The sequence below is a fragment of the Flexivirga sp. genome, from assembly GCF_035551235.1.
Lineage (GTDB): Bacteria > Actinomycetota > Actinomycetes > Actinomycetales > Dermatophilaceae > Flexivirga.
Window position 1 is genome coordinate 86,295 of sequence record NZ_DASZNO010000054.1, and the last position, 20,770, is coordinate 107,064.

The following is a 20,770-nucleotide window of genomic DNA, read 5'->3' on the forward strand; positions in this document are numbered from 1 at the left end:
TCAGCGTTCGGAAGCGGATTCATCGATCACCGCGAGCATCGTGCCTGCGGCGACCTGGGTGCCCACAGCGACCGGGAGTGACTCGATCACGCCGTCGACCGGTGCGGTGATCGAGTGCTGCATCTTCATCGCCTCCAGTGTCATCAGCTGTTGGCCGGCCGTGACGGCGGCGCCGAGCTCCACGGCGACCGCGGTCACCACGCCCGGCATCGGCGCGAGCAGTGAACCGGCCACTTCCTGCTCCGGGGGCGTGAAGCGCGGCACCTGCTCCAGATCGACGGATCCTCCCGGACCGTCGACGAAGGTCGTGGTGCCGCTCCGCGTCACCAGGTATGACGCGGACACGCCGTTCGTCACCAGGCGCACAGCGTCCGGGGTGACCTGGACTGCGTGGTGGTCGCCGTCGGCCAACTGCAGATGCCCGCGGACGGACCGGTAGGAGACCTCCACCTCGTCGCCTCCGCACCGGTAGCGACGCGTGCGGTCGGCGGAAGGTGCATTGCGCCATACAGTCGGAATCCGTTGTTGCACAGCGCTATTGGTGGATGCCGCCTCGGCGTCGGCCAGCGCGGCAGCGGTGGCGACCGCGGTGAGGTCGGGCTGCGTCGATCGCAGCCAGTCATCGAGTTGTTCGTCGAGTAACGAGGTGTGCATGTGCCCCGCGAGGAAGCCGGGATCCTGCAGGATCGTGCGGAGCAGCCGCGCATTGGTGGCCAGCCCGTGGATCCGGCCGCGCCGCAACGCGTCGACGAGCATCCGGCAGGCTCGGGCCCGGTCGGGACCCCAGGCGATTACCTTGGCGAGCATCGGGTCGTAATGGATCCCGACGGCGGAGCCCGCGCCGACGGCGCTGTCCACCCGGATACCGAATTCCGACGGGATCTCGAACTCCGTTGCCGCGAAGTCGAATTCAGCAATCCGTCCGGTCTGTGGCGCCCAGCCGTGCGCGGGGTCCTCGGCATACAGGCGCACTTCGACGGCGTGGCCGCGCGGTGTGAAGTCGCGCTGTGGGAGCGGTTGCCCCTCCGCGACCCGTAACTGCTCCGCGACCAGATCGACCCCGGTCACGCACTCGGTGACCGGGTGCTCGACCTGGAGCCGGGTGTTCATCTCCAGGAAGAAGATGTCGTCGCCGTGCACGAGGAACTCGACGGTGCCGGCGCCGACGTAGTCGACGGCTTCGACTGCTGACCGTGCCGCAGCGTGCAGCCGATCTCGAACCGCCGGCGCGAGATTCGGTGCAGGCGCTTCTTCGATCACCTTCTGGTGTCGCCGCTGGATGGAGCAGTCCCGGTCGCCGACGACCCAGCAGCCGCCGTGCTGGTCCGCGACGACCTGGACCTCGACGTGCCGCGCGGTGGGCAGGTAGGGCTCGACGAAGACGGTGTCGTCCCCGAAGGTCGACGCTGCCTCGGCGCGGGCGGCGGACAGTTCGGCCTGGAGCCGGTCCGGCGAGTGCACGACGCGCATGCCGCGACCGCCTCCGCCGGCGGATGCCTTGACGAGCACGGGGAACCTGTCGATGTCGATGCTGTCCGGATCGATCTCCAGGGTGGGCACACCGGCCTTGCGCATGAGCGCCTTCGCCTCGACCTTCGATCCCATGGCACCGATCGTCTCCGGGCGCGGACCCACCCAGGTCAGGCCGGCGGCGAGCACCGCGGAGGCGAATTCGGCGTTCTCGGAGAGGAATCCGTAGCCCGGATGCACCGCATCGCAGCCACTGCGCGTTGCTGCGTCGACTATCAGGTCGGCCCGAAGATAGGTCTCCGCGGCCGCCGAGCCGGGCAACCGCACCGCGAGGTCAGCGTCCTGCACGTGCAGCCCATCCGCGTCCGGATCGGAGTGCACCGCAACGGTTTCGATGCCGAGAGCACGGCAGGTCCGGATGATCCGGCGGGCGATCTCGCCGCGGTTGGCGATGAGCAGGCGGTGGATGGTCATAGCCGGAACACCCCGTATCCGTCGGCGCCCCGTATCGGGCGCGTGTTGATCACCGACAAGCAGATGCCGAGCACGGTGCGGGTGTCGCGCGGGTCGATCACGCCGTCGTCATACAGCATTCCGGAGATGGCGTATGCCGTTGACTCCGCGTCGATCTGGGCCTCGACGAGCTCCCGCATCTGCTCGTCGGCGGCCTCGTCGAAGGGCGTGCCCTTCTTCTCGGCGGACGCGCGCGAGACGATGGAGATGACGCCGGCCAGCTGTGCGGCGCCCATCACCGCGGATCGGGCGTTGACCCAGCTGAACATGAAGCGCGGATCGTAGGCGCGCCCGCTCATGCCGTAATTGCCTGCGCCGTATGACGATCCGATGACCACGCTGAGGTGCGGCACCGTCGAGTTGGACACCGCGTTGATCATCTGTGCGCCGTGCTTGATGATGCCGCGCTGCTCGTACTCCGCGCCGACCATGTAGCCGGTCGTGTTGTGCAGGAAGAGCAGTGGCGTGTCGATCTGGTTGGCGAGCTGGATGAACTGGGCGGCCTTCTGTGCCTCCTCGCTGAAGAGCACACCCTGGGCGTTCGCCAGGATCCCGATCGGGCAGCCGTGCAATTGTGCCCACCCGGTCACCAGGCTCGAGCCGTAGAGCGGCTTGAACTCGTCGAAGTCGGACCCGTCGACGAGCCGCGCGATCACCTCGTGCGGGTCGAAGGGCGCCTTCGGGTCGGTCGGCACCAGGCCGAGCAGCTCCTCGTCGTCATACAGGGGCTCGGCGTAGGTGGGCGCCGGAGTCAGGCCCTGCTTGCGACGGCCGAGGCGGCGCACGATCGAGCGGCCGATGCGGATGGCGTCGTGCTCGTCCTCGGCGAGGTAGTCCGCCAATCCCGAGGTGCGCGCGTGCATCTCGGCGCCGCCGAGGGTTTCGTCGTCGGACTCCTCACCGGTCGCCATCTTCACCAGCGGTGGTCCGGCAAGGAACACCTTCGCGCCGCCACGGACCATGACGGTGTAGTCGCTCATGCCGGGGATGTAGGCGCCGCCGGCCGTCGAGTTGCCGAACACCAGCGAGATCGTGGGCCGCCGTGCTGCGCTCGCCCGGGTGAGATTGCGGAACCCGCCACCGCCGGGGATGAAGATCTCCTTCTGCGTCGGCAGGTCCGCGCCGCCGGACTCGACCAGGTTGATCGTCGGCAGGTCGTTCTCCGCGGCGATCTGGGCGGCACGTGCGCTCTTCTTCAACGACGACGGATTCGACGCCCCGCCACGGCTGGTCGGGTCGTTCGCGACGATCATGCACTCGGTGCCGGCGACCACTCCGATCCCGGTGACCAGATTGGCGCCGACGGGGAAGTCGGTGCCCCAGGCGGCGAGCGTCGACAGCTCGAGGAAGGCGGTGTCCTGGTCGAGGAGCAGCTCGATGCGCTCCCGGGCGAGCAGCTTGCCGCGGCGGTGGTGCCGCTCGACATACTTCTCACCGCCACCGGCCAGGGCCTTCGCCTGCTCGGTCGCCAGATCCTCGACACGGGCGAGCATCGCTGCGCGATTGTCCTGGTATGACGGGGAATTCGCATCGATCGCGGATCTCAGGACGGTCACCTGGTGCCTCCGGACGCTGGTGAGTCGTTGCGGTGTGTCGAGGTGTAGCCGAGCAGCCGGGCCGCCAGGTCATCGAGGATCTCGGTCGTGCCGCCGCCGATGCCGAGCAGGCGTGCGTCGCGGTAGTGCCGTTCCACTTCCGACTCGCGCAGATAGCCGGCGCCGCCGAAGATCTGGACCGCCTCGTCCACCACGAACGAGCAGGCGGCGACGGCGGAGTTCTTCGCCAGGCACGCATCCGCGATCGCGTCCTCCCCGTCCGCCACGCGCTCGATCACCGAGCGGGTGAGGACTCGGGCTTCGGCCACCCGACGGTGCATGGTGACCAGCTTGTGCCTGATGAGTTGCCGGTCGATGAGTGGTCGCCCGAAGGTGCTGCGATCCCGCGCGTAGTCCGCCGCCAGCGTCAGCGCACGCTCGGCGACGGCATAGCCGTGGACCGCGAGGTTGAGCCGTTCGTGGACGAATTGCCGCATCACTGCGATGAATCCGTCGCCTTCGGCTCCCACCAGATTGCCGGTCGGGACCGGTGTCCGGTCGAACGACAACTCGGCCGTGTCCGAGCACTGCCAGCCCATTTTCCGCAGCGGACGGGACACCTCGAAGCCGGGGGAGTCGCGGTCGAGCACCAGCAGGCTGAGCCCGTCGTGGCCGTCACCGTCGGTGCGCACCAGGGTGGTGACGAAGTCGGCACGGGTGGCGCTGGTGATGAACATCTTCGAGCCGGTCACCAGGTAGTGGTCGCCATCCCTGGTTGCCCTGGTCGTCACCGCCGCGACGTCGGAGCCACCCGCGGGTTCGGTGACCGCCAGCGATCCGATGAGCTCCCCGGCGAGCGTCGGGCGGACGTAGCGCTCGATGAGTCGTGGATCGTCGGCGGCAACGATGTGCGGCAAGGCGATGCCGTGGGTGCAGAGCGCAGCGACGAGGCCGCTGGATCCGCCTGCAGTGATGATGGATTCGGTCACCACGGAGCTGTCGATGAGGTCGCCGCCCGCGCCGCCGATATCGGTCGCGAAGCCGATCCCGAGGTAACCCGCCTCCGCCATACGCCGGTGTGCGTCGCGGGGCACTGCGCCCGCGTCCTCCCAGGCGGGTAGCTGTGGTGCGAGCTCTCGGCGGGTGAAGTCCATGACCGCCGCGCGCAGATCCTGGCGCTCGGGGGTGTTCCAGCGATCGGTCACAGCAGGAGCCCCTCGGGTATGTCGACCACCCGGGCGCGCAGCCATTCGCCGAGTGCCTTCGCCTGGGGGTCGAAGCGTGTCGATGCCGCCACGCCCTCGCCCAGCAGCCCGTGGATGACGACGTTGACCGCGTGGAGGTTGGGCAGTGGCCAGACGTCGATCGCGAGCTCGCGCGACTCGGGCAGCAGCTCGTGCAGCCGGTCGGGCGTGAGCAGCCCCACCAGCCAGGCATAGCCCAGGTCCCGGTGCGGCTGGGCGGCCGGGATCCAGACGCCGATGTTGGCGTCGCCGCCCTTGTCGCCGCTGCGCGCATACGCGACCGCGCCGAGCGGTGCACGGACCGTGGGACCGTCGTATGCCGCGGGTGGCATTGGGGGAGTGGGTGATTCGGCGGGCATGGTCTGCAGCGGGGCGGCGATCTGCAGCGTCTCGCCGTCGACGGTCACGCGGTGCGGCACCAGGTCCTGCTCGACGTATGCCGCCCGGTAGACCCCGAAGGGCGTCGCCCGCGACGGCGGCCGGGTGGTGGTGAACCCGGGGTAGGAAGCCAGCGCAAGCTCGACCACCGCGCTGCTGAACGCGCGGCCCACCGGCGCCTCGCGCTCGTCGCGGACGTGGCACCGGAGCAATGAGGTGGCGGCCCATTGGGTCGCCGGGTCCGACTCGGCAACGCGGTCGAGCTGCCAGATGACCGACTGCGGAGGATCGGTCGACAGCGCGTCCGTCAGTTGCCTGCGCACCAGCGCGGCCTTGCGTTCGACATCGAGTCCGGTCAGCACGAAGTCTGCCGAATTGCGATAGCCAGCAAGGTGATTGAGACACACCTTCGCCGTCGGCGGTGGCGCACTCCCGCGGGTGCTGTGGATCCGGACCTGGTCCGCGCCGTCCTGCTCGACCCGCACGGTGTCGAGATGGGCGACGACGTCCGGGTTGAGGTAGGCCGGTGACCCGATCTCATAGACGAGTTGCGCGCTGACCGTGTCGACGGTGACCGCGCCCCCGGTGCCCGGATGCTTGGTGATGACGCTGCTGCCGTCTGCCGCGATCTCGGCGATCGGGAAGCCGGCACGCAACCCCGGGGTGAGCTCGTCGAAGCCGCTGAAGTTCCCGCCGGTCGCCTGGGAGCCGCACTCCAGGACGTGCCCCGCGACGAGCGCGCCCGCCAGCCGGTCGAAGTCGGTGCGACCCCAGTCATGTGCCGCGATCGCCGGGCCGATCGTCAGGGAGGCGTCGGTGACGCGGCCGGTGACGACGATGTCCGCGCCACGGTGCAGTGCTTCGGCGATCCCGAACGCACCGAGATAGGCGTTCGCGGTCAGCGTCTGACCGAACCCGAATTGTGTTGCTACAGAGCGTAGGTCGTCGCCATCGACGTGGGCCACGGAGACGACGACACCGGCCTCCCGTGCGAGGTGCTTGATGCGCGCCGCGAGGCCGGCGGGGTTCAGCCCGCCGGCGTTGCTGACGATGCGGACGCCGCGCTCGACGGCTGTGCCCAGGCAGTCCCGCAGCTGCTCCAGGAAGGTCTTGGCGTAGCCGAGCGATGTGTCCTTCAGCTGGTCGCGGCCCAGGATCAGCATCGTCAACTCGGCCAGGTAGTCGCCGGTGACGTAGTCGATGTCGCCGCCCTCGAGCTGCTCGCGCAGCGCCGTGAGACGGTCGCCGTAGAAGCCGGACGCGTTCGCGATACGCACCGGCCCGCGCGACGCGGGGCTCACGGCGTCCTCCGTTCCGGGTCGGCCCCGGGCGGCCCGGCGAAGGCCTGCACGATGCTCAGCCACTCCCGGGCGAGTCCGGGTGTGGCGACCAGCGAGGTGTCGTCAGGGTGCAGTCGACGCACGGCGACCTGGGCGAATTCCCATGCGTCACCACTGATCTCGTGTATGGCGTTCGGGTCGCCCCACGTCCAGGTGTCGCCGCTGGGGGCGGTCAGCGTGACCCGCACCGGTTGCTCGGGCGTGGGCAGGCCGCGGGCGGCATACACGAATGCGCGGGTGGCGACGCCGATGTGACACACGTGCCGCACGCGGTCCGTGCGTTCGGGTTCGACGCCCAACGCGCCTGCGACGTCGAGTCCGTGGGCCCACGTCTCCATGATCCGGGCGGTGACCATCGAGGTCGCCTTCATCGGCGGGCCGTACCACGGGATGCGAACGTCGGGAGGGGTCGCGCGCAGGGCCGCGAGAAGCAGGGCACGGCCGTTGTCCCAGCGGGTCAGCAGCGCGGTCGGTTCGGCCCGCGCCAGCTCGGCCGCACCGTCATCGACGAACGTGTCGGGTGAGGCCGCGGCCTCCGCCAGCGCGCGTTCCCAGTCTCGCGGCGCGGCGACGGTGGGAACCACGGAAGCGATGGCACTGCAAGCCATTTCGTCGGTCCAGGTGAGATGCGCGAGCTGGTGTGCGATCGTCCAGCCGGCCGCCGGGGTTGCGCGTGGCAGCGCATCGGGTCCGGCGGTCCCGACCATCGATCGCAGGCTCGCGGACTCCGCCTGCAGGTCGGTGAGCAGTGTCTCGAGGTTCACCGCCGGCCACCTGCCGATCCGGTGCGCCGAGCCGTGGCGTCGAAGACCTTCGACCACTCCGCCAGGATGCGGCTGCGGCGGCGGCTGTCGTCGCTGAGGGTGTTGGCCAGGCCGAAGCCGCGCAGCATGTCCAACGTCGCCTGAATCAGCGCGCGGGTCGTGGCATCCGTGTCGTCGGCGGTGAGCATCGCGACGGCCAGCTCGTGTTCCTCGCGCCCCCAGCGGCGTTCCATCGGCAGGACGACGTCGTGCAGTTGCTCATCGGTGCGAGCGGCGACCCACAGCTCGAGGGAGGCGACGAAGAGGTCCGAGGTGTAGTAGTCGGCCAGCATGGTGAGCACACTGCGGGTGCTGCGTGGCTTGCCTCCGGTCGCCTTGTCGTGGCGTCGTTGCAGCTCGGCGGTCAGCTGGCCGCTGAGGTGCTCCAGGGACGCGACGACGAGCTCGCGCTTGGAGGGGAAGTGGTGCAGTTGGGCGCCACGTGAGACGCCGGCGCGCTTCGACACCAGCGTGGTGGTCGTGCCCGCCCAACCACGCTCGACGAGGCAGTCGATCGTCGCCTGCATGAGGCGCGTGCGCATGGCGCGGGTGCGTTCCGGTTGCGGGGTGCGCTGAACAGCGGTCGTCACGGGCGCCAGCATCGCCGATCGACATACAAACAGTCAAGGTTGTTTGTATGTTGTCTTCGGTGGCCCTGCACGAAATGATGGGCTGCACCGCACGTCCATCGGAAGGCGAGACGATGACTGAGTCCATGCGTGCCGACCTGTCCGGGGTCGACGAACTCACGGCCAATCTGACCCATCGAGTGTGTGTCGGCGACCAGCCGTCGCGCAACGCCGTCGTCTTCGGGGACCGGACAGCGTTGATCGACGGGCAGACCCGGGTCAGCTTCCGCGAGATCGAGGAGCTCGCCAACGCGGTCGGGCGGGGACTGCAGGGCTGCGGTGTGCAGCACGGTGATCGCGTCGCTCTCGCTTTGCAGAACCGCTGGCAGTTCGTGGTGACGTTCTTCGCCTGCGCGAAACTCGGGGCCATCGTCCTGCCGTTGAATGTCGCTCTCTCGCCGGTCGACCTGACCTACCAGCTCGAGGACAGCGGCGCCTGCCTGCTGGTGACCGAGGAACCGCTACTCCAGCTCGCCGCCGCATCCGTCCCGGGCACCCATGTCCGGCAGGTGTATGTCGTCGGCGCCGCTCCGGACGAGGTCGGCGGTGTGCCCGCAGCCGATTGGGAAACCCTTGTCGCGCAGGACGCTTCGCGGCTCGAGGTGATCGTCGACGACCGCGACGTATTGCACTGTCTCTACACCTCGGGGACGACCTCGGCGCCCAAGGGCGTGCTGACCAGTCACGTGGCAGTCCAGCTGGGGACGCTCTCGTCCGCGCTCGCTTTCGGCCTACGCGCCGACGCCGCGGAGACCGTCTCGCCACTGGTGCTTCCGCTCTTCCACGTCACCGCCCTCGACGCGATCCTGTTGGCGTCCTTGATGACCGGTATGACCACCATCCTGCACCGTGGTTTCGACCCGGCCGCCGTTGCGCAGGACTTCGTGGACCACCCGATCACCCACCTGACCATGCTGCCTGCGATGTGGGCCGCACTACTGCCGCAGCCGGCGCTCGAAGAGGCGGACACCAGCCGCCTCGTGACCGGCTGCTACGCGATGGCGCCGATGCCGACGGATCTGCTGGCAGCATCGCGTGCTCGTTTCCCGGACGCCGCGTTCGTTCTCGGCTCGGGACAGACCGAGACCACTCCCGCCTCGGAGATGCAATGGATGGGTCACCAGGGTACGAAGGACGACTCATGGGGTCCGGCCGTCGCTACTACGGAGGTGCAGGTGATGGGGCCGGACGATCGACTGCTGAAGCGGGGGCAGGAGGGCGAGATCGTTTACCGCACACCGCAACTCATGGAGGGCTACTGGCACAACCCGGAGGCGAACGTTGCGGCGCTGGCAGGCGGCTGGTTCCACAGTGGGGACATCGGCTACCTCGATGACGAGGGTGTCGTCTGGTTCACCGATCGGAGCAAGGACATCGTCAAGACCGGCGGCGAGAATGTCTCATCCATCGAGGTCGAACGAACTCTGTTGACGCACAACGCTGTTGCGGAGTGCGCAGTCGTGGGCAGGCCCGATGAGCGCTGGGGCGAGGCGGTCACGGCATACGTCGTGCTCGGTGCGGGCGCGGCTGCGACGCCGGACCAGCTGCGCGAGCACTGCAGGGAACGCCTCGCAGGTTTCAAGGTGCCCAAGGCCGTCCGGATCGTCGAGTCACTCCCGAAGACCGCGACCGGCAAGATCCGAAAGGTCGAACTACGGGGCTGAGCCTTACGATCGATGTGTTCCGTCCGGGACACATACCTCGCCATTCTGGAGCCACTCGATGAGCCTTGCCGCCGACTTCCTGGGACAGACCACGACCCGCCTGGAGCGGATCGCCGCGCTTGCGCAGGACGGTGGTCTCGACCCCGCGATCGCGTTGCTGACGGACTCGATCGCCGGGGGCGGCATCGTGCACGTCTTCGGCACCGGGCACTCGGAGGCGTTCGCGATGGAGCTCGCCGGACGCGCCGGTGGGCTGATCCCCACCAACAAGATCGCCCTGCGCGATCTGGTGCTGCGCGGCGACGAGGACCGGTCGCTGCTCGGCAGCAGTCTGCTCGAGCGGGATCCGCAGATCGCCGAGAAGCTGTGGGCGCTCGTGCCGGCGTCACCGCAGGACGTCATCGTCATCGCGTCGAACTCCGGTGTGAACGGTTCAATCGTCGGATTCGCTTTGCAGGCAAAGGAACACGGTCACCCGGTCATCGCCGTGACCAGCCTCGAGCACACCGGCGCAGTCGAACCGAAGCACCCGAGCGGGAAGCGCCTGTCCGAGATCGCCGACGTGGTGATCGACAACCTCGCGCCATACGGCGACTCGACGCTGGAGGTGGACGGCCTCGGTGCCGGTGCGGTGTCCTCGCTGACCGCTGCATTCATCGCCCAACTGCTCACGCTCGGCACCATCGAGAAGCTCGGCCAGCAGGGCACCGAGCCGCCGGTCTACATCTCGGCCAACATCCCCGGTGGCCACGAGCGCAACCAGAAGCTCGAGGCCGTGTATGGCGACCGCCTCATCCGCGGAAGCTGAGTTTTCTGCCACCGGCCGTTCTGGTCGTCGTCCCGCGGGCGTCCGCGTGTCGCGCGGCTGGGTCTGGTCGGGCCTGTCGCCTGATTCGACGTGCCGCTATTTGTCGATGTCCCCGACGACGAAGAACGTCGAACCGAGGATGGCGACCATGTCGGCAAGCAGGGCACCCGGCAGCAACTCGCTGAGCACCTGGATGTTGTTGAACGACGCGGACCGCAGCTTCAGCCGCCACGGTGTCTTGTCACCGCGGGACACCAGGTAGTAGCCGTTGAAGCCGAGCGGATTCTCCGTCGCGAGGTAGTCGGAGCCCTCGGGGACCTTGAGCACCTTCGGCAGCTTCACATTGACCGGGCCGGCGGGCAGGGCGCCGATCCGGTCGACGCAGGCCTGTGCGATGTCCAGGGACACGTGCACCTGTTCCAGCAGCACCTCCAGCCGGGCGAGGCAGTCGCCGTCGGTGCGGGTGACGACCCGGCCGGGGCCGCCGGGCGCGAAGAGCTCGGCGTAATTGAGGTAGGGCTGGTCGCGGCGCAGGTCGACATCGACACCCGAAGCCCGCGCGATCGGGCCGGTGATCCCGTATGCCGCAATGGTTTTCGCGTCCAGCACGCCGACGCCATGGGTCCGGCTGCGCAGAATCTCGTTGCCGATCAGCAGGCTCTCCAGGTCGGGCATCCGGCGTCGTACGAGCGCGATCGTCTCGCTCACCCGACCCAGCCAGCCGACCGGCAGGTCGTCCCGGAGACCGCCGACCCGGCCGAACATGTAGTGCATCCGGCCGCCGGAGATCTCCTCCATGACGTTCTGCAGGTCCTCCCGCTCGCGGAAGGAGTAGAAGATCGGGGTGATCGCACCGAGCTCGAGCGGGTAGGAGCCGAGGAACATCAGGTGGTTGAGCACCCGGTTGAGTTCGGCGAGCAGCGTGCGGGTCCAGGTCGCGCGCTCGGGGACGTCCATGCCGAGCATCCGCTCGACGACGAGCGCGACCCCGATCTCGTTGCTGAACGCCGACAGCCAGTCGTGCCGGTTCGCCAGCACCATGATCTGCCGGTAGTCGCGCACCTCGAAGAGCTTCTCGGCGCCGCGGTGCATGTAACCGACGATCGGCTCGGCGCTCTTGATGCGCTCGCCGTCCAGGGTGACCCGCAATCGGAGCACCCCGTGCGTGGCGGGATGCTGCGGCCCGATGTTGAGCACCATGTCCGCGGTCGCCAGACCACCGGCACCGACTCCGACGGTGAGCTCGCGTTCTGGCATGGGGCCAGTCTGCCAGTCGTGCCCTAGGTCGTTGTCGCGGGACGCGGCCGCAACTCGCCGAGCCGCACGAGCACGACACCGCCGACGATGAGCAGGCCACCCAGCAGCTGTATGACGAGAGGCAACTGCCCGAGCAGCAGCCAGGCGAAGAGAACGGAGAAGAGCACCTCGGCGAGCGCGACGAACGACGCCACGGTGCGACCGAGGCCGCGGGCTGCGATGACGCCGGTGAAGTAGGCGAACGCGGTGGAGATGACGGCCAGGGCGCCCAGCGGCAACCAGAACGGCACATGGTGTCCGACGAAGGTCGTCCGGTTGGTCGTCGCGTGCATCGGCAGCAGCCCGATCGTGCCGAGAGCGCCGAGGAAGATCGCACCGGCCGCCATACCGACACCGGTGAGGGCCATCGACGGCAGTTCGTCGTCGTCCCGCGCGGCGATGATGAAGTAGGCCGCGTTGCCGAGGGCGGCGCCCAGACCCCAGAGCACACCGGCCAGCGACAGGTGCGCGTCGCCGAATACGTCGAGCACGAGCATCAGACCGCCGATGCAGACCACGGCACCGGCGAGGGTGGCCGTCGACGGACGACGCCGGGTCCACACCCAGAAGCCGAGCACGAGCAACACCGGCGAGAGGTATTCGAGCATCAGCGCGACACCGACCGAGAGATGTTGCACGGCATAGAAATAGGCGAGCTGGCAGCCGGCGACACCGGTCATGCCGTAGAGCATGATCGGCACCGCCTTGCGCCGAACCAGGTGCCACTTGCCGTGCAACGACCAGATCGTCGGCGGTGCGAGCACCAGCGCGGCCAGTCCGATGCGGGCGGTCACTGCGGCGCCGGGTGACCAGCCGGCCTTCAGCAGGGCCGTCGCGAAGCTGCCGGAGGTGCTGAAGGCGGCGGCGGACAGCAGGGCGATCCCGATCGTGCCGACGCCGGGTCCGACGCGCGGGAGGGAGGCCGGGGTCTCCAGCTCGGAGGGAACGCCGGGCGTCGTCAGGACGTCGGTGGTCATGTGGGCCTCCCCGTGGGTCATCGAGAATGTAACAAGCAAACTGTCATGTTGCTCATGACAGTGCCTTGATCGTAGGGTGTGCCGCAGACAGGAGTCAAAGTGCTTTTTGCTCATGACACGGAAGTGGCGCTGGTCGACGCTGCGGCGCTGGTCAACACCGCGTGCGAGGACCCGGATCCATTGGCGGACCGGGCGTCATACCTCGAGTTCGTCCAGGGGTGCGACTGGAGCGGCCCGATCAGCGGCGACGACGCCGAGCGCTCCGCCGTCCGCGCGTTGCGACCCGCGTTGCGCGAGCTGTGGTCGCTCGACGAGAGCGGTGTCGTCGAGCGTGTCAACGAACTGCTGCGCCGTGAGTCGGCGCTGCCCCAACTGGTCAAGCACGACGACTGGGACTGGCACCTGCACGCGACGCCGGATGACGCACCGCTCGCGACGCGGTGGGGTGTGGAGACCGCGATGGCGATGGTCGACCTGGTGCGTGCGGGCGAGTTGCGTCGCCTGCGCCGGTGCGCGGCGCCCGACTGCGACGGTGTGCTGGTCGACCTTTCGCGCAACCGGTCGAAGCGCTATTGCGAGCTGGGCTGCGGGAACAGGCTGAACGTCGCGGCATACCGCGCTCGTCTCACTTCGGGCGCCGTTGACTCGGCGGAAGGTAATCTGCAGCGGTGAGCAACCAAGGGGATGGCCGCCCGCCGGAGGATTCCGGCGGACAGCAGGGGGAGCCCGGCGGTCATTGGACCAGTGGGCAGCAGCCGTGGGCATCCGGTGGTCAGGGGGCGCAGCCGCCGTCGTGGTCGACGGATCGGACCGGGCCGAATGTCGGCCCGACGATGAACAATCAGCAGAGTTCGTATTACGACCGGTTCTCCGAGGCGTCGGGTGAGGGACTGAAGATTCCGCAGGGTGGTGGCGGCGGTGGCCGCGGCAAGGTGCTCATCGGGCTGGCCGCTGCGCTCGTCGTGATCGTCGCGGCGGTGGCGATCTTCGCCTTCACCCGAGGCGACGATTCCCCGAAACAGGCCGGCGGCTCCAGCTCCACCAGCGCGCTGCCGCCGGTCAAGGCGACCACCTGGACGAACCCGACCGTCGCGGTGGGTGCTCGCCCGGTCAAGGACGGTTGGCAGGTCCAGAGTTCTGACTCCGAAGCACTTCGCGGGCAGTATGACGTGCCGAAGTCCAAGGACTGGAAGGTGACGTCGGGCGGCTACAGCCTGGCCTACACCGACAAGAGCAACAAGCCGGTCGCGGGCGCCGGTGGGGTCGCGCGATTCGGCGTCGGTTACTGCTCGGCCGAGGACAACGCGGAATCCGCGTGGGTCGGTGTTCGAGGCGTCGGCTCATCGGACCCGACGGACGCTGGGCCGAAATGGGCGAAGAAGTTCGCCGACACGATCGCCGGTGGCAAGAAGAAGAGCGCCAAGCCGGGCAAGGTGTCGGCAGCCAAGAAGGTCAAGGTCGACCAGGGCACGATCCCGGCGCTGCAATACACCGTCACCACCGAGGCCGGGGATCCGAACAGCTGCACCAAGGGCAGGAAGTACGAGATCCGGACGATCAACTTCACGACGCCGGGCAAGTCGTTCCAGATGGTCACCGTGCGGATTCTCGGTGTCAGCAAGGAACTTCCGGCCAAGCAACTCGACGAGATCATCTCGACCTTCCGACCGAAGAATTGACCTCCGGCCCATGCGCGGGCCGGTGAACCCACGACGACGAGATAGGTAGTTTCAGCCGTGAGCGATCAAGGGAACGGTCAGTGGCCGCAGCAGCCGGACCCGGAGAACGGACAGAACGGCCCGACGCATCAGCAGGACTCTGGCCAGCACACCGGTGGTCATCGGCTGCCCGGCGGCAACACCGGAGCGCAGGGTGGCCACGCCGGAGGGCAACAGGCGCCCGGTGGTGACACCGGCGGCCAGTGGCCCGGCGGGCAGCAACCGTGGACGGGCGGCGAGCAGCAATGGAGTGGTGGGCAGCAACCGTGGACCGGCGGCGAGCAGCAATGGAATGGCGGCCAGCAGCAGTGGACGGGTGGTCAGCCGCCGTGGGCGTCCGGTGGTCAGGGGGCGCAGCCGCCGTCGTGGTCGACGGGGCAGACGGGGCCGAATGTCGGCCCGACGATGAACAATCAGCAGAGTTCGTATTACGACCGGTTCTCCGAGGCGTCGGGTGAGGGTCTGAAGGTTCCGCAGGGTGGTGGCGGCGGTGGCCGGGGCAAGGTGCTGATCGGGCTGGCCGCTGCGCTCGTCGTGATCGTCGCGGCGGTGGCGATCTTCGCGTTCACCCGTGGTGATGACAGCCCGACGGAGGCCGGCGGCTCGAGTTCCACCAGTGCGCTGCCACCGGTCAGGGCGACGACCTGGACCAATCCGACCCTCGCGGTCGGCGCCCGGGCGCTCAAGGCCGGCTGGCAGTCGCAGCAGGCCACCGACGGGCGGGGCGTCTACGACGTACCGAAGACCGCCGACTGGAAACTGGAGTCCAGCGACACGTTGTTCGGCTACGCGGACCCGAAGTCCGGTAAGCCGCTGGTCGTCAGCAAGGCGCCGGCGCAGTACGGCGTCGGCTACTGCGCGGCCAAGAAGACGGCCGAATCCGCGTGGGTCGGCCTGATGAATGTCGGCAAGCGGGACCCCTCGGACGCCGGACCGGATGTCGCGCAGCGGTTCGCCGACGCGATCGCCCAGAAGAAGGACGGCTCGAAGGCGAAGCAGGGCAAGCTCTCGGCGGCCAAGCAGATCAAGGTCAACCAGGGCACGATCCCCGCGCTGGAATACACGATCACGACGGCCGTCGGCGACCCGGACAGCTGCGACAAGGGCAAGACCTACGAGATCCGCACCGTCACCTTCTCCTCGGGCGGCAGGTCCTACCAGATGGTCTCCGTGCGGGTGACCGACGGACCGAAGACCCTCCCCACCAAGACGTTGGACGAGGTCTTCACCACCTTCCGCCCGAGCAACTGAGGCCCGGCACGCACCGTCAGTGATCGATCCTCGTGATCGCCCACCAGAAGTCGCCCAGGCCGCCGGTCGCCGTGAGTTGCGCGTAGCTGCCGCGTTCCGCCAAAGCGCGCAGGTATGCCGGAGGGTCCTCGCTCGCCAACGCGATCGCGGGAGCCTCCGGTCGCAGCCCGAGGCGGTCGAAAAGCGTGTGCTGGCACACCAATTCGTCGGCGCCGAGGGTGTCCATCGCCACGTGCGCGGTGATGTCGGTGCTGCCGTCGGGCCGCGGTGGGCACTGCACGCCGTCGCGGTAACCGGTCAGCGTTCCCCACTCGGGTCGGTCGTCCCGTAGGTGGCCGTAGTCGACGGCGACCAACACGCCACTGTCGATGCGCGCGCGCAGTTCCCGGAACGCAGCATCGCGCGTCGTTCCGATCTCGGCACGGTCGCCCTCGGTCGCGTTCGTTCGCCAATTCTGTTGCAACCACTGCAGGTCCGAGCCCGCAACCGGATCGGCAAGACGCTCGTCGCCGTCGGGGTCGACCTCGACGGTGCGCCATACGGCCCCGTCATACTCGGCGATCGTGCAGGGCACCACATCGAGCCACTCGTGGGCGATGACCAGCGCATGCTCGATGCCGCGCAGGTCGTCGGGCAGCCCGGTCCCACCGGGGGAGCGCAACCAGTCCGCAACTTCCGGCAGCTCGGCCGGACGCTCGACGACATCCACCCCGGTCAACCGCAGCCCCGGCGCGATCGCGGCGACCTCGGCCAGGAGCTCACCACGTCCCGCGCCGACATCCACCAATCGAGTGCAACCGCTGCGCTCGGCGAGTATGACGAGGGCACGGGCCAGCAGACGGCCGCCGCCGGGGATGCCCTGTGCCGACGTCGCGAAGTGGCCGGCGGGGCCGGAGACCTGCCGATAGAAGCCGTCGGGGCCGTAGAGCGCGTCGTGCCACGCCGATCGCCAGGATTGCCACACCACCCGGCAAACCCTAGGCGGACCGCATCTTCGCGGTCCGAAACGGTCGACTAGCGTCTTCCGGGTGAGTCAACTGGAGCGGCCGACCCTGCGGGTGGGTGTCGTCGGTGCCGGCCGGGTCGGATCGGTGCTCGGAGCGGCGCTGCGCGCGGCCGGTCACGAGGTCGTCGCGGTGAGCGCGGTCAGTGATGCTTCCCGGGAGCGAGCGGCCGGCCTGCTGCCGGGCGTGCCGGTGCGTGAGGTCCAGGACGTGGTCGCGGCCGCGGATGTCGTGCTGCTGACCGTCCCGGACGACGCCATCGGGCCGCTGGTCGCGGGGCTGGCAGCCGGCGGCGCATGGGAGGGCGGCCGAGTTGCCGTGCACACCAGCGGATTCCGCGGCCTCGACGTGCTGCAGCCCGTCGTCGACGCGGGTGGTGACGCAGTAGTGCTGCACCCGGTGATGACCTTCACCGGGGTGCCCGCTGACGTCGACCGGATCGTCGGAACACCGATCGCGGTGACCGCCTCGATGGGAGCGGACCTGCTGGCCGACGCGCTGGCGCTGGACCTCGGCGGCGAGCCGTTCCGGCTGGCCGACGCCGACCGGGCGACGTACCACGCGGCTCTCTCGCACGCCGCCAATCACCTGACGACGATCATCGCCCAGTCCGGGCAGCTGTTGCGTGGCATCGGCATCGACGACCCGGCCAGGCTGCTGCGACCCCTGTTGGAGGCGGCCCTGGAGAACAGCCTGCAGCGCGGTGACCGGGCGCTGACCGGACCCGTCGTCCGTGGTGATGTCGGCACCGTGTCGGCGCACCTGCAGGCGCTCGCGGACCAGCCCGAGGACATCCGACGTGCCTACCGGGCAATGGCGTCGGCGACGACGGCCCGCGCGGCCGACCGCCGGGCGATGCCGGCCGAATCCGTCCAACCCATGCTCGATCTGTTCACCACGAAGGAAGACCGATGATGACGTCGCAACCGGTGGTCGCCCACTCCCGTGAGGACCTGCTGCACGCACGCAAGTCGCTACAGGGCACCGTCGCCACGGTGATGACGATGGGTGCACTCCATGAGGGGCACGCCGAACTCATCCGGACCGCGAAGAAGTCCGCCGATCACGTCATCGTGACGATCTTCCTGAACCCGCTGCAGTTCGCCGCCGGGGAGGACCTGTCGCGGTACCCCCAGACCCTCGAGGACGACCTGACGATCTGTGGCCGCGAGGGCGTATCACTCGTCTTCGCGCCGACCCCGGATGTTGTTTATCCGCAAGGGGAACCGGGGGTTCGCGTCTCCGCGGGCGCGCTCGGGGAGGTCCTGGAGGGCGCCTCCCGGCCGGGGCACTTCGACGGCGTGCTGACCGTGGTGGCGAAGCTGATGCACCTCGTGCAACCCGACTTCGCGTTCTACGGACAGAAGGACGCGCAGCAACTGCTGCTGATCCGGCGTATGGCGCGCGACCTGGACTTCCCGGTGGAGGTCATCGCCGTCCCGACCGTCCGTGAAGCCGACGGGCTGGCGCTGAGCAGCCGCAACACCTACCTGAGTCCGTCGGATCGGGAAGTGGCACTGACTCTTTCGCGCGCCCTGCAGGCGGGGGCTGACCAGGTCGTCAACGGTCCTGCCGCCGTACGCCGGGCCGCTCGCGACGTCCTCGTCCGGGAGCCCCTCGCGTTGGTCGACTATCTCGTGCTGGTGCATCCGGAGACGCTGGAGCAGGTGCCCGAGTGGTACCGCGGGCCGGCGCTGCTGGCCGTCGCCGCGAAGGTCGGCACCACCCGGCTGATCGACAACCAGCCACTGGAGATCGGTCCGACCGCGTAGTGCAGTGAGTCAGAAATAGAGCAGGTACGGATGTGGGCAAAGTTCCTGGTCAGGCGCGAAGCGACTGTCAAGGAACTTTGAACGCACCGCACTAGCCCGACCGGCAGGAACCGACGTGTCGTTTTCCTGCTAGTCATTGTCGGTGGTGCGGAGCAGGATGGACGTGTGCTCACCGATTCCCAGACGTGTATGACGGCCGTCCGGTCCCGCGATGCCCGATTCGACGGCTGGTTCGTCACGGGCGTCCGCACCACCGGCATCTACTGCCGTCCGAGCTGCCCGGCCACTCCGCCGAAGGCACGCAACATCACCTTCTATCCCAGCGCGGCCGCTGCCCAGGCGGCCGGTTTCCGCGCCTGCAAGCGCTGCCGCCCGGATGCCAGCCCCGGCTCGCCGGAGTGGAATGTCCGCGCCGATCTGGTGGCGCGGGCCATGCGGCTCATCGCCGACGGTGTCGTCGACCGGGAGGGCGTCGACGGCTTGAGCCGGCGGCTGGGTTACAGCACCCGGCAGATCGAGCGCCAGATCCGTGCCGAGCTCGGCGCCTCCCCGCTCGCCCTGGCGCGGGCGCAACGAGCGCAGACCGCCCGCGTCCTCATCGAGACCACGACCCTGCCGTTGACCCAGGTCGCCCATGCGTCCGGGTTCGGCAGCATCCGCTCGTTCAACGACACCGTCCGCGCGGTCTTCGCGATGGCGCCACGCGAACTTCGTTCGAAGACAGGGCTTTCCGCCGGTCACACCAGTGCGGGCAGTGCCTGGCACCACCTGCACCTGCGGCTGCCGTTCCGCCGGCCGCTGCGCGTGGACAACCTCTTCGGACATCTGGTCGCGACCGCGGTGCCGGGGGTGGAGGAATGGCGCGAGGGCGCCTACCGACGGACCCTGCAACTGCCGCACGGGCCGGGCATCGTGGCGTTGCGCCCGGACGACGGCTTCATCGCCGCCCGGGTCTGGTTGCGCGAGCTGGCAGACCTGCCGGTCGCGATCAGTCGCAGCCGGTGGCTGCTCGACCTGGATGCCGATCCGGAAGCCGTCGACGCCCATCTGTCCGACGACCCCGTGTTGGCCCCGATGATCGCCGGAGCACCCGGACGCCGCGTGCCGCGCACCGTCGACGGCGCCGAACTCGCGCTGCGACTGGTCCTCGGCCAGCAGATCTCCACCCGTGCGGCCCGCACCCACGCCGCCCGGCTGGTCGAGGCGTATGGCGAGCCGATCGACGACCCCGAGGGCGGCCTCACCGCGACCTTCCCCGACGCCTCGAGGATCGCCACCGCATCCGACCGGACGCTCGCCATGCCGCAGAGCAGGCGGGCGACGTTGCGCGGCCTGGCCGCCGCACTGGCCGACGGTGAGCTCGATGTGTCGACCAGTGCGGACTGGGCCGAGACCCGACGAAATCTGTTGGCATTGCCCGGGATCGGGCCCTGGACGGTTGAAGGCGTCGCGATGCGCGCGCTCGGCGATCCGGACGCCTTCCTCGCCACGGATCTCGGCGTGCGACAGGCGATGTCGCGGCTCGGCATACCCGACAGGGGGCGGGCAGCCCTGGCGGCGACGGAGCCGTGGCGCCCGTGGCGTGCCTACGCCGTCCAGCACCTGTGGGCGAGCGGCCCGCACGAGATCAATCAACTGCCCGAGCCGGCAAGGAAGGTGTCATGAACACCAAACGTCACCTGATCATCGACCCGACGCCGATCGGTCCGATCACCCTGATCGCCGAGGGCGACGAGATCATCGCGGTCTACATGGAAATTCACCTGCACGCGCCGGATCCCGCGGAGTACGGCGAACGCGTGGAACACGATCCGTTGCTCGACGAGGCCGCACGACAGCTGTCCGAATACTTCGCCGGCGACCGGACCGAGTTCGACCTGCCATTGCATCCGATCGGCACCGAATTCCAGCAGCGCGTATGGCGGGCGTTGTGCGACATACCGTTCGGACATACGTGGAGTTATGGCGAACTCGCAGCGCACATCGGCAGCCCCACCGCCAGTCGCGCCGTCGGCCTCGCCAACGGCCGCAACCCGATCTCCATCGTCATCCCGTGCCATCGGGTGATCGGCGCGAACGGGAGTATGACGGGCTACGGCGGCGGCATCGAGCGCAAGCGCTGGCTGCTCTCCCACGAGTCCGGTGCTGTGGCGGACTCCTTGTTTTGAGGGGCTTACCATGGATGGTGTGTGGCCCTACATCGAGACTCTGATCCCGTCCATCGGGTTGCTCTATCTGCTCTACGTGATCCTCAAGCACATGATGGAAGCCGACCGGCGTGAGCGCATCGCACACGCCCAGTGGGAGCGTTCCGAGGCGGAGTCCGCGGGCGTGGCGCCGGAAAGTTCCGATCAGCAGAAGTGACTCG

The 20,770-nt window shown here is 68.8% G+C and carries 19 protein-coding genes; 10 read left to right on the forward strand and 9 right to left on the reverse strand.

The features are described 5' to 3' along the window. From VG502_RS21525 to VG502_RS21550, 6 genes are read right to left on the reverse strand one after another with little or no spacing between them, the layout of a single operon-like run. On the reverse strand, positions 1-1,944 hold the full coding sequence (locus VG502_RS21525; protein WP_325552389.1) for an acetyl/propionyl/methylcrotonyl-CoA carboxylase subunit alpha: 1,944 nt from the start codon (positions 1,942-1,944) through the stop codon (positions 1-3). Beyond that, positions 1,941-3,539, reverse strand: coding sequence for an acyl-CoA carboxylase subunit beta (locus VG502_RS21530; protein WP_325552391.1), 1,599 nt, complete (start codon positions 3,537-3,539; stop codon positions 1,941-1,943). The genes VG502_RS21525 and VG502_RS21530 overlap by 4 nt, the downstream gene beginning before the upstream one ends. Then, the gene (locus VG502_RS21535; RefSeq protein WP_325552392.1) at positions 3,536-4,723 is read right to left on the reverse strand and encodes an acyl-CoA dehydrogenase family protein; all 1,188 of its coding nucleotides are present in this window, start codon (positions 4,721-4,723) and stop codon (positions 3,536-3,538) included. Before VG502_RS21535 ends, VG502_RS21530 begins: the two co-directional genes overlap by 4 nt. Next, on the reverse strand, positions 4,720-6,441 hold the full coding sequence (locus tag VG502_RS21540; RefSeq protein WP_325552393.1) for an acyclic terpene utilization AtuA family protein: 1,722 nt from the start codon (positions 6,439-6,441) through the stop codon (positions 4,720-4,722). Before VG502_RS21540 ends, VG502_RS21535 begins: the two co-directional genes overlap by 4 nt. After that, positions 6,438-7,244 carry a TIGR03084 family metal-binding protein gene (locus tag VG502_RS21545; protein WP_325552394.1) on the reverse strand — a complete coding sequence of 269 codons (807 nt, stop codon included), beginning with the start codon at positions 7,242-7,244 and terminating at the stop codon, positions 6,438-6,440. Before VG502_RS21545 ends, VG502_RS21540 begins: the two co-directional genes overlap by 4 nt. Further along, positions 7,241-7,873 carry a TetR/AcrR family transcriptional regulator gene (locus tag VG502_RS21550; protein WP_325552395.1) on the reverse strand — a complete coding sequence of 211 codons (633 nt, stop codon included), beginning with the start codon at positions 7,871-7,873 and terminating at the stop codon, positions 7,241-7,243. Before VG502_RS21550 ends, VG502_RS21545 begins: the two co-directional genes overlap by 4 nt. Positions 7,874-7,986: 113 nt before the next feature. On the opposite strand from VG502_RS21550, the gene VG502_RS21555 reads away from it, so the two are divergent. Together VG502_RS21555 and VG502_RS21560 are read left to right on the forward strand one after the other, a co-directional pair. Further along, complete coding sequence (locus tag VG502_RS21555) at positions 7,987-9,576, forward strand: class I adenylate-forming enzyme family protein (protein ID WP_325552396.1); 1,590 nt, start codon at positions 7,987-7,989, stop codon at positions 9,574-9,576. Between the two features lie 58 nt (positions 9,577-9,634). After that, positions 9,635-10,384 (forward strand): SIS domain-containing protein, encoded by a 750-nt coding sequence (locus VG502_RS21560; RefSeq protein ID WP_325552398.1) that lies wholly within the window; start codon positions 9,635-9,637, stop codon positions 10,382-10,384. A gap of 96 nt (positions 10,385-10,480) precedes the next feature. Here the strand turns inward: VG502_RS21560 and VG502_RS21565 are convergent, their stop codons facing one another. Then, positions 10,481-11,641 carry an NADH-quinone oxidoreductase subunit D gene (locus VG502_RS21565; protein ID WP_325552399.1) on the reverse strand — a complete coding sequence of 387 codons (1,161 nt, stop codon included), beginning with the start codon at positions 11,639-11,641 and terminating at the stop codon, positions 10,481-10,483. Between the two features lie 23 nt (positions 11,642-11,664). Continuing rightward, a complete protein-coding gene (locus tag VG502_RS21570) occupies positions 11,665-12,657 on the reverse strand; it encodes an EamA family transporter (protein WP_325552400.1) in 993 nt (330 codons plus the stop codon). A gap of 99 nt (positions 12,658-12,756) precedes the next feature. On the opposite strand from VG502_RS21570, the gene VG502_RS21575 reads away from it, so the two are divergent. Genes VG502_RS21575 through VG502_RS21585 form a run of 3 tightly spaced genes read left to right on the forward strand, consistent with a single transcriptional unit; the run spans position 12,757 to position 15,626 of the window. Then, positions 12,757-13,329 carry a CGNR zinc finger domain-containing protein gene (locus tag VG502_RS21575; protein ID WP_325552402.1) on the forward strand — a complete coding sequence of 191 codons (573 nt, stop codon included), beginning with the start codon at positions 12,757-12,759 and terminating at the stop codon, positions 13,327-13,329. Then, a complete protein-coding gene (locus VG502_RS21580; RefSeq protein WP_325552404.1) occupies positions 13,326-14,336 on the forward strand; it encodes a DUF8017 domain-containing protein in 1,011 nt (336 codons plus the stop codon). Before VG502_RS21575 ends, VG502_RS21580 begins: the two co-directional genes overlap by 4 nt. A gap of 57 nt (positions 14,337-14,393) precedes the next feature. Then, a complete protein-coding gene (locus VG502_RS21585; RefSeq protein ID WP_325552406.1) occupies positions 14,394-15,626 on the forward strand; it encodes a DUF8017 domain-containing protein in 1,233 nt (410 codons plus the stop codon). A 16-nt stretch (positions 15,627-15,642) separates the two neighbouring features. Here VG502_RS21585 and VG502_RS21590 read toward each other — a convergent pair whose 3' ends face one another. Further along, the gene (locus VG502_RS21590; protein WP_325552408.1) at positions 15,643-16,593 is read right to left on the reverse strand and encodes an SAM-dependent methyltransferase; all 951 of its coding nucleotides are present in this window, start codon (positions 16,591-16,593) and stop codon (positions 15,643-15,645) included. A gap of 61 nt (positions 16,594-16,654) precedes the next feature. Here VG502_RS21590 and VG502_RS21595 point away from each other — a divergent pair, with 61 nt between their 5' ends. The 5 genes from VG502_RS21595 (at position 16,655) to VG502_RS21615 (ending at position 20,766) form a co-directional block, all read left to right on the forward strand. Continuing rightward, on the forward strand, positions 16,655-17,545 hold the full coding sequence (locus VG502_RS21595; RefSeq protein WP_325552410.1) for a Rossmann-like and DUF2520 domain-containing protein: 891 nt from the start codon (positions 16,655-16,657) through the stop codon (positions 17,543-17,545). Further along, positions 17,545-18,402, forward strand: coding sequence for a pantoate--beta-alanine ligase (gene panC / locus VG502_RS21600; RefSeq protein WP_325552466.1), 858 nt, complete (start codon positions 17,545-17,547; stop codon positions 18,400-18,402). Before VG502_RS21595 ends, panC begins: the two co-directional genes overlap by 1 nt. A 165-nt stretch (positions 18,403-18,567) precedes the next feature. Then, complete coding sequence (locus VG502_RS21605) at positions 18,568-20,067, forward strand: AlkA N-terminal domain-containing protein (RefSeq protein WP_325552412.1); 1,500 nt, start codon at positions 18,568-18,570, stop codon at positions 20,065-20,067. Continuing rightward, positions 20,064-20,570, forward strand: a complete 507-nt coding sequence (locus tag VG502_RS21610) for a methylated-DNA--[protein]-cysteine S-methyltransferase (RefSeq protein WP_325552414.1) — start codon at positions 20,064-20,066, stop codon at positions 20,568-20,570. Before VG502_RS21605 ends, VG502_RS21610 begins: the two co-directional genes overlap by 4 nt. Positions 20,571-20,589: 19 nt before the next feature. Then, positions 20,590-20,766 (forward strand): hypothetical protein, encoded by a 177-nt coding sequence (locus tag VG502_RS21615; protein WP_414655768.1) that lies wholly within the window; start codon positions 20,590-20,592, stop codon positions 20,764-20,766. The last annotated feature ends 4 nt before the right edge of the window (positions 20,767-20,770 follow it).

Coding starts and splice junctions, on each gene's coding strand:
- VG502_RS21610 (WP_325552414.1), top strand. CDS start 20,064: ATGAACACCAAACGTCACCTGATCATCGACCCGACGCCGATCGGTCCG.
- VG502_RS21570 (WP_325552400.1), bottom strand. CDS start 12,657: ATGACCACCGACGTCCTGACGACGCCCGGCGTTCCCTCCGAGCTGGAG.
- VG502_RS21555 (WP_325552396.1), top strand. CDS start 7,987: ATGACTGAGTCCATGCGTGCCGACCTGTCCGGGGTCGACGAACTCACG.
- VG502_RS21525 (WP_325552389.1), bottom strand. CDS start 1,944: ATGACCATCCACCGCCTGCTCATCGCCAACCGCGGCGAGATCGCCCGC.
- VG502_RS21560 (WP_325552398.1), top strand. CDS start 9,635: ATGAGCCTTGCCGCCGACTTCCTGGGACAGACCACGACCCGCCTGGAG.
- panC (WP_325552466.1), top strand. CDS start 17,545: ATGACGTCGCAACCGGTGGTCGCCCACTCCCGTGAGGACCTGCTGCAC.
- VG502_RS21565 (WP_325552399.1), bottom strand. CDS start 11,641: ATGCCAGAACGCGAGCTCACCGTCGGAGTCGGTGCCGGTGGTCTGGCG.